Consider the following 7,808-nt stretch of genomic DNA (forward strand, 5'->3'; position numbering starts at 1 on the left):
AGACCGAAGGCCATGGTCATCACGAACATGCCCGGCATCAGGAAGTCGCGGTAGTCGCCACCGCCCGGCGGCTTCATCGCGCCGCCGAAGACATAGCCGTACAGCAGCACCGAGATGATCGGGAACCCGAGCTGCCAGGCGATGTACGAGGGGTGGCGGCCGTAGTGGAGCAGTTCGCGGCGGACCAGGTTCGCGCTGTCCACGACCGCCCAGTACACCCGGCGCTCGGCGCCGCTCTCCGGGCTGAGATCGACCTTGCCGGCGCCCGCCGTGACGGGCGCGCGCTTCCCGCTCTTCTCGCTCTTCTTCTCCAGGACGTCGCTCATGCCGCACTCTCCTTCGTGCTCTCCGTAGCCGTACGGTGTCCGGTCAGGCGGAGAAAGACATCGTCGAGGCTCGGCCTGCGCAGACCGATGTCCTCCACCGCGATCCCCTGGTCCTGCAGCGTGCGGGCCACATCGGTGAGAGCGGCCACCCGGTCGCTCACCGCCGCGTGCACCCGGCGCTCGGTCTCGTCCCGCTCCGGGATGGTGTCGGCGACCCGCGCGACCGCCGCGACCGCCGACGCGAGATCGGCGGCGTCGGCGACGACGACCTCGATCCGGTCGCCGCCGACCGTGTTCTTCAGTACGTCGGGGGTGTCGTCGGCGATGGCACGGCCCTGGTCGATGACCGTGATGTGCGAGGCGAGCTTGTCCGCCTCGTCCAGGTACTGCGTGGTCAGCAGCACCGTCGTCCCGCCCGCGACCAGCTCCCGGACCGCCGCCCACACCTCGCCCCTGCCGCGCGGGTCGAGCCCGGTCGTCGGCTCGTCCAGGAACAGCACATCGGGGGCGAGGATCATCGACGAGGCCAGGTCGAGCCGCCTGCGCATGCCGCCGCTGTAGCCGTCGGCTCCCTTGTCCGCCGCCTCGACCAGATCGAACTGCTCCAGCAACTCGGTGGCCCGCCGGGCGGACCTGCGGGCGCCGAGGTGGAAGAGCCGGCCGAACATCTCCAGGTTCTGGCGTCCGGTCAGCGCCTCGTCCACGGCCGCGTACTGCCCCGTGAGCCCGATCCTGCGGCGTACGGAACGGGGATCGCGCGCCACATCGACACCGGCCACCCGGGCGTGTCCACCGTCGAACCTCAGCAGTGTGGCCAGAACGCGCACGGCGGTGGTCTTGCCCGCGCCGTTCGGACCGAGGAGGCCGTGCACCGTGCCCTTGCGGACGGCGAGGTCGAAGCCCGCGAGCGCGCGCTTCTCGCCGTACCGCTTCTCCAGCGCAGTGGCCTCGACTGCGTATTCGGACATGCTTCCTCCTGCTGTTCGGGGACGAGCGGCACACCTTCGCGTACGGTGTACTCATAAGAGAGTACACCGTACTCAGTTCTTGTTCCAACCGGTTGGACACAGAGGATTAAGGTGAGGCCATGACGACGGAAACCAGCGGCAGCGGGGATGTCTCACGCAGCCTGGAGCTGTTGTGGGGCACGGGCGAGCGCCCCACCCGCGGGCCCAAGCGCGGACTGAGCCTCGACCGGATCGTGACGGCGGCCATCGAGGTGGCCGACGCGGACGGCCTGGCCGCGGTCTCCATGCGCAGGCTCTCCACGGACCTGGGCACCGGCACGATGAGCCTGTACCGGTATGTCCCCGGGAAGGCCGAACTGCTCGATCTGATGCTGGACCGCGTCAGCGACCCGGGCCCCTGGGATCCCCCGGCCCCCGGGGAGTACGTCGACTGGCACGCCGCCGTGGACTCCATCGCCCGCGGCTATCTCGCCCTCTACCGCGCCCACCCCTGGCTGCTCAAGGTCAACCAGGCGCGCACCGTCCTCGGCCCCAGCGCGCTGCGGAGCCTGGAGGCCGCGCTGATCGGGCTCAAGGACATGCGGCTCGCCGACACCGAGAAGATCTCGGTGATCATCTCCTTGCAGAGCTTTGTGCAGGGCATCGCCCGGATGGAGGCAGAGGCGGAGGAGGCAGTCGACGCGACCGGGCAGAGTCACGAGGACTTCTGGAAGCGTCAGCAGCCGTTCCTGGAACGGGCGATAGAGAGCGGGGACTACCCGATGATGGAGCTGCTCTCGGAGGACAGCTTCACCGACGACTTCGACCACTTCGAGTTCGGGCTGGCCAGGCTGATCGACGGACTGGACTCGCTGGTCCGCCGCCGCGAGGAGGGAGCGGACCGCGGAGCCGAATCAGCCGAATCAGCCGAGTCGGACCGCGAGGCGGAAGCGGACCGCGGGGCGCAAGCGGACCCGCCGGGCGACCCCACCGCCTGAAGGCGCTGGGGCCTGGGACCTCCCCGGCCCAGGGCGTACGGGCCCGGCAGGATCCGCCGGGCAGGCTCCCCCCTCGGCGGCGGGAGCCCGGCGCGTCTACCCCCGGCGCAGCAGCCGCTTCAGACCCAGCACCAGCGCCGTCGCGCCCGCGAGGACCAGCACCCCGTACGTAAAGGTCGACTTGTCGCCCCCGTCCCCGTCCCCGTCCGACGCGGCACCCGCCGCCCGGGAGGGCGACTTGGAGCCGCCGTCCGGCAGCCCCACCCGCTCCACCTCGCTGCGCTCGCCCTCGGTGCCGAACATCAGGGCCTTGCCGTCGGCGGTGTACGTGACGGATTCGGACTGGCCCTGGACGGGGGCCTTCACCCGGTGGTCGGCGCCGAGGCGGCCGTTCTTCCAGGCGTAGCCCCGGGCGCTGAAGTAGGACCGCAGGACGAGTTCCCCGCCGTCCGGGGAGAAGGCGCCGTCCGTCACCCAGGGCACCTCCCCCACGCGCCGGAACGTGTTGGTGCCGGTCGCGGTCAGCTTGGCCGGGCCCTCGTAGAGGCCGCCGCCGTCCTCGTTCTTGGAGGCGATATAGACCCGCCCGGTGGTGGGGTGCACCATCAGCGCCTCGGCGTTGCGGGGCCCGTCCGCGTATTTCACCGTGTACTGGGTGGCGCGCACGGTCATGTCCCTCAGGGCCTTCGGCTCGGGGAAGGTGTAGATCCAGACATGCGGCCAGCTGCCGTTGAGGTTGTCGCCGATGTCGCCGACATAGACGTTCCCGTCCCGGCCGATGGAGATCGCCTCCATGTCACGGGGTTTGCCGACCCCCCTGAGGGTGACCGTCGCGACCGTCTTCCCGGTCCGGGAGTCGACGGCGAAGACCCGGGGCTCGTCCTGGTCGTTGTGCGTCCAGTAGATCCCCGGATGCGCCCGACTGGCGGCGAGCCCGCTGGACTCCGTGATCCTCGGGTCCTCGATCGTGAAGTCGGAGCCGGCGGCGGTGGCCGGGGCGGCTGCCGCCAGCAGCAGGAGGGCGGCACCGGTGACATACGGAAGCGAGCGCATGCCACCAGCCTGCCATCCCGCCGTCGCACCACGGTGTTCACCGCCCCCGGCACCGTACGGGGCCCGGGACGGCACAAGCGGGACCGGGCAGCACGGGCGGCACCTGGCCGCATCAGCCGGGACGGCACGGGTGGCGCCCAAGGCACCACGGCAGGGCCGGGGCGGCGCCGCCCTGGGCGACATGAGCGGCACCGGGCGCTCGCTCCTCAAGGCAGCCGCATCCGCTCCGCGTACGTCAGCCTCTCCAGGTTGTAGTAGTCCGCCGTGCACTGCGCGGGCCACCGCTTGCGGCCCTTGTTCGCGAACGGCTCCAGCATCCTGCCCACCTTGGTCGGCGTGTACGGCATGACCTTCTCGCCGCGCGCCGCGCCCTCGCGCAGATACGCGTCCTGGCGGTCCCACTTCACCGCCCGCGCCTTCATGTCGCCCGCCAGTTCCCGTACGGGACCGGTCAGGCTCAGCACGGTCGCGGCGCACACCACGGCGGCCAGCGCGGTGGCGAGCGGGGCGACGGGCGCGGCCAGGGAGCGGCCCCGGAGCGCGCGGCCCAGGAACGCGCCGGTGCCGACCAGGACCAGGACGTACACCAGCAGATAGTCGTTCCAGGTGCGCTCGGTGGTCACCACGCTCGCCCCGAAGACGGGGTACGTGATGACCGTGCACAGAAAGCCGGAGACCAGGAACGCCGCCGCGCCCAGCGGGATCAGCACCCGCGCCCGCACCGGGAGCAGGACGGACCCCCGGTCGCCGCCCCCGCGCGCGAGCAGGCCGAGCAGCACACCCGCCGCCAGCGCGCCCGCGTACTGCCAGGTCGAGAAGACGGTGGTGAGGATCTCCCCGTACCCCCGCAGCGAACCCTTCAGCGACTCCGGCGCGAGCATGGACACGCTCTCGGCGTCATAGCGCACCCGGCGGTTCCGGGAGCCCGGGGAGGTCACCAGCACCAGGGTGCCGGCGGCGATCCCCGCCATCCCGGCCAGCGACCACACGCGCACCGCGCGCCTGACCCGCTCGGCGAAGATCAGATGGGCGAAGAGCACCACGCCCGACAGCACCACGAGCGAGACGACGGACGCCTCCTCGGAGAGCGTGCCCATGAACACGCCAGCGCCGACGACCACGGCGAGCGCGACGGCACGGGCCCGGCGGGTGCCCGCCCGCAGCAGCGGGATCGCCGCCGCGACACAGAGGACGGGGGCGAGGGTGTGCGAGACGGAGGCGGCGGGCCAGTAGAACGTCTTGTACGTGTTGGGCGTGGCGAACAGGAACACCGCCGCGACCATCCCGGCGACCAGCAGCGGCACCCCGCGCGGCACCCGCAGACCCGCCCGGCGCAGCAGCGCCACCGTCAGCGCCCACAGCAGCGCCAGCATCACCACCGCGCTGATCACCGCGTACCACTGATGGCCCGCGACCGGGAACTTCGTGTACAGGCCCACGAGCAGGCCGTTGCCCACCCGTCCGTTGTCGGTGAAGTAGAACTTGCCGACCAGGCCCGAGATGCCCTCGTCCCGGACATGCGGGAGGAAGCACCACTCGTCCGCGCTGGGGCGCACATGACGGCCGTACCAGGACGCCAGGGTCAGCAGACCGAGCGGCAGCAGGGACAGAGCCAGCGGCCAGTACTCCGTCCACCGGGGGCGCTTCGGCTCCGGCCCGGCGTCGGGCTCCGGTGGCTCCGGGGTCCTGGTCGCCCGGGAAGTGTCGACGGCCATGTCAGCTCTGCCTCTCGGGGACGCGACGGTCGACCGGGCCGGGGCGATCGGAGACATGCCCGTCGACCGGGCCGGGGCGATCGGAGACATGCCCGTCGACCGGACCCGGGCTCTCGGAGACATGCTGGTCGACCGGGCCCGCGATCACATCGTTCGGCAGGGACGGCGGCACGGCCGATTCATCGGTCTCCCGGACCACGTAGTGCGGTCTGTGTTTGGATTCGTGGTAGATACGGCCCACATACTCGCCGATCACCCCGAGCGTGGTGATCTGCACCCCGCTCATACCGACGATGACCGCGATCAGGGTCGCGTATCCGGGTGTCTCGACACCATGCGCGATGGCATTCGCCACGATCCACAGGGCATAGGCGAGCGCGGAGAGAAAGAGCCACAGACCGGCGTGGACGGCCATGCGCAGCGGGCGGCTGTTGAAGGACATCAGCCCGTCGATACCGTAGTTGAGGAGCCGTCGCCCGCCCCACTTGGACTGTCCGGCCGCCCGCTGCACATTCTCGTAGCTGAAACTGACGGTGTCGAAGCCGATCCAGGAGAAGAGCCCCTTGGAGAAGCGATTGCTCTCCGGCAGGGACAGCAGCGCGTTGACCGCGCGCCGGGACAGCAGCCGGAAATCGCCCGCGCCGTCGATGACTTCGACATCCATGAAGCGGCGGACCAGCCGGTAGTACGCCTGGCTGAGCGCGGTGCGCACCACGCCCTCACCCGTGCGGTCGCGCTGTGCGATGACCTGGTCATAGCCGTGCTGGTGCAGTTCCAGCATGCGGGGAATCAGTTTCGGGGGGTGCTGGAGGTCGGAGTCCATGACGACGACCGCATTCCCCTGGGACATCCGCAGCCCGGCGAGCATGGCCGATTCCTTGCCGAAGTTACGGCTGAACGAGGTGTACCGGGTCCGGGGGTCGGCGGCGCTGAGTTTCTTCAGCCGGTCGCGGGTGTCGTCGCCGCTGCCGTCATCCACATAGCAAATCTCGAAAGAAGACCCGATCGGCTCCAGAACGCCGATCAGTGTGCTGTGAAAAGTGTCGATCACCTCACTCTCGTTGAAGCACGGTACGACAATCGAAATCTGTGGCATCGCTGCTTGCTGCTTTCTTCGGTACGGGCCGCCGCTTCCCGAACTGATGCGGAATCACGCCCTGGTGTTCTGTCGGATACATAGTGCGCGGGCACCCCGGCGTGAGCCGGGAAGGCAACGCCCCCGTGGCGCGGCTTGTCCCCCGGGGGTATGCGTGACACCCCCTCGTGTCCGCCACCGCCGACTGAGCGCGGCTCCCCCCGTAGAGGACGTGTTCCGCCGTGAATCGGTGCCGTGGAACGCCCGTTCAGCGGGACGGGATTCCGGTGCCCTCCCGCATCACCCTGCGCTACCGTCCCATTTGGCCGTACTCAGCGCCTCGGTTTTGCCCGAACTCCTGTCCGTGTTCCTGGCCGTACCCCTGGTCATGGCCGTACCTCTGGCGATCTCCGGCCCAGGGCCGGGCCGCGTCGCAGGGCCTCCGGGCGCTCATCCCGCCCCGGTCCGTCGCGGCGGCGACCGCCGGGTACGCCGTCCGCGCTCTTGCTTCGAGCCCGCTTCAGGGCGTTGGCTTGGTGCCCATGGAGTACACGCAGCTCGGACGCACCGGACTCAAGGTCAGCCGACTCGTCCTCGGGACGATGAACTTCGGCCCTCACACCGAAGAGGATGCCGCCCACCGCATCATGGACACCGCCCTCGGCGCGGGTGTCAATTTCTTCGACACCTCCAACACCTACGGCGAGGGTGTGAACAAGGGCCGTACCGAGGAGATCATCGGAAGCTGGTTCGCCCAGGGCGGCGACCGCCGGGACAAGGTCGTCCTCGCCACCAAGGTGTACGGGGACATGACCGCCGACCGCAATCCCTGGCCCAACCACCACAGACTCTCCGCGCTCAATATCCGCCGCTCCGTCGAGGCCAGCCTCAAGCGGCTCAGGACCGACCGCATCGATCTGTACCAGTTCCATCACATCGACCGGCTGACCCCCGTCGAGGAGATCTGGCAGGCCGTCGACACCCTCATCCAGCAGGGGAAGATCCTCTACGCCGGGTCGTCCAATTTCCCCGGCTGGAAGATCGCCCAGACCAATGAGATCGCCCGTAGTCGGGGCTCGTACGGACTGGTCAGCGAGCAGTGCCTCTACAACCTCTTCGAGCGCCGCGCCGAGATGGAGGTCATCCCGGCGGCGCGGGAGTACGGGCTCGGCGTCATCCCCTGGTCACCGCTGCACGGCGGGCTCCTCGGCGGAGTGATCCGGAAGACGACAGAAGGCGGACGGCGGGCCTCCGGGAGGGGCGGGAGCGCACTGGACCGGCCCGGCGTCCGCGACCGCATCCAGTCCTACGAGGACCTCCTCGCCAAGCACGGCCTGGAGCCCGGCGAGGTCGCCCTCGCCTGGCTGCTCAGCCGCCCCGGCGTCACCGGCCCCATCGTCGGCCCCCGTATCGCGGACCAGCTCACCGGCGCCCTGCGCGCGATCGAACTCCAGCTGAGCGAGGAGCTGCTCGCCGAGCTGGACGACCTGTTTCCCCCGGTGGGCGCGTCGCCGGAATCCTTCGCCTGGTGACGCTCTGCGGATGCGTCGCCTGAGGACTGGGCCCAGGCCACTCGTCCCGCTCGGGCCCCGCGGCCGGGGGTCCGTCCTCAAACGCCGGACGGGCTGAATTTGCCTGCCCGGGTGCGCCAATTCAGCCTCGCCTGGGGGTACCGCCCAGGCGAAGCTCTGGGG

7 protein-coding genes are annotated in these 7,808 nt (G+C 70.2%); 2 read left to right on the plus strand and 5 right to left on the minus strand.

Annotation, left to right across the window (positions count from 1 at the left end; translation table 11 throughout):
• Both ACWF94_RS18050 and ACWF94_RS18055 read right to left on the minus strand, forming a co-directional pair.
• A partial coding sequence (locus tag ACWF94_RS18050) for an ABC transporter permease (RefSeq protein ID WP_453488722.1) occupies positions 1 to 326 on the minus strand: 326 nt, incomplete at its 3' end.
• Positions 323 to 1,294 (minus strand): ATP-binding cassette domain-containing protein, encoded by a 972-nt coding sequence (locus ACWF94_RS18055; protein WP_453488724.1) that lies wholly within the window; start codon positions 1,292 to 1,294, stop codon positions 323 to 325. The genes ACWF94_RS18050 and ACWF94_RS18055, both read right to left, overlap by 4 nt.
• A 119-nt stretch (positions 1,295 to 1,413) precedes the next feature.
• Here ACWF94_RS18055 and ACWF94_RS18060 point away from each other — a divergent pair, with 119 nt between their 5' ends.
• On the plus strand, positions 1,414 to 2,271 hold the full coding sequence (locus ACWF94_RS18060) for a TetR/AcrR family transcriptional regulator (protein WP_453488727.1): 858 nt from the start codon (positions 1,414 to 1,416) through the stop codon (positions 2,269 to 2,271).
• Positions 2,272 to 2,367: 96 nt separating this feature from the next.
• On the opposite strand, the gene ACWF94_RS18065 is transcribed toward ACWF94_RS18060, so the two are convergent.
• The 3 genes from ACWF94_RS18065 to ACWF94_RS18075 all read right to left on the minus strand — a co-directional run bounded on the left by ACWF94_RS18065 (position 2,368) and on the right by ACWF94_RS18075 (position 6,090).
• The gene (locus ACWF94_RS18065; RefSeq protein WP_453488730.1) at positions 2,368 to 3,324 is read right to left on the minus strand and encodes a WD40 repeat domain-containing protein; all 957 of its coding nucleotides are present in this window, start codon (positions 3,322 to 3,324) and stop codon (positions 2,368 to 2,370) included.
• A 206-nt stretch (positions 3,325 to 3,530) separates the two neighbouring features.
• The gene (locus ACWF94_RS18070) at positions 3,531 to 5,039 is read right to left on the minus strand and encodes a DUF6056 family protein (RefSeq protein ID WP_453488733.1); all 1,509 of its coding nucleotides are present in this window, start codon (positions 5,037 to 5,039) and stop codon (positions 3,531 to 3,533) included.
• 1 nt (position 5,040) lies between these two features.
• Positions 5,041 to 6,090 (minus strand): glycosyltransferase family 2 protein, encoded by a 1,050-nt coding sequence (locus ACWF94_RS18075; RefSeq protein ID WP_453488736.1) that lies wholly within the window; start codon positions 6,088 to 6,090, stop codon positions 5,041 to 5,043.
• 566 nt (positions 6,091 to 6,656) lie between these two features.
• Here ACWF94_RS18075 and ACWF94_RS18080 point away from each other — a divergent pair.
• Positions 6,657 to 7,646, plus strand: coding sequence for an aldo/keto reductase (locus tag ACWF94_RS18080; RefSeq protein WP_453488739.1), 990 nt, complete (start codon positions 6,657 to 6,659; stop codon positions 7,644 to 7,646).
• Positions 7,647 to 7,808 lie beyond the last annotated feature (162 nt).

This window comes from Streptomyces sp. NPDC055078, assembly GCF_053607985.1.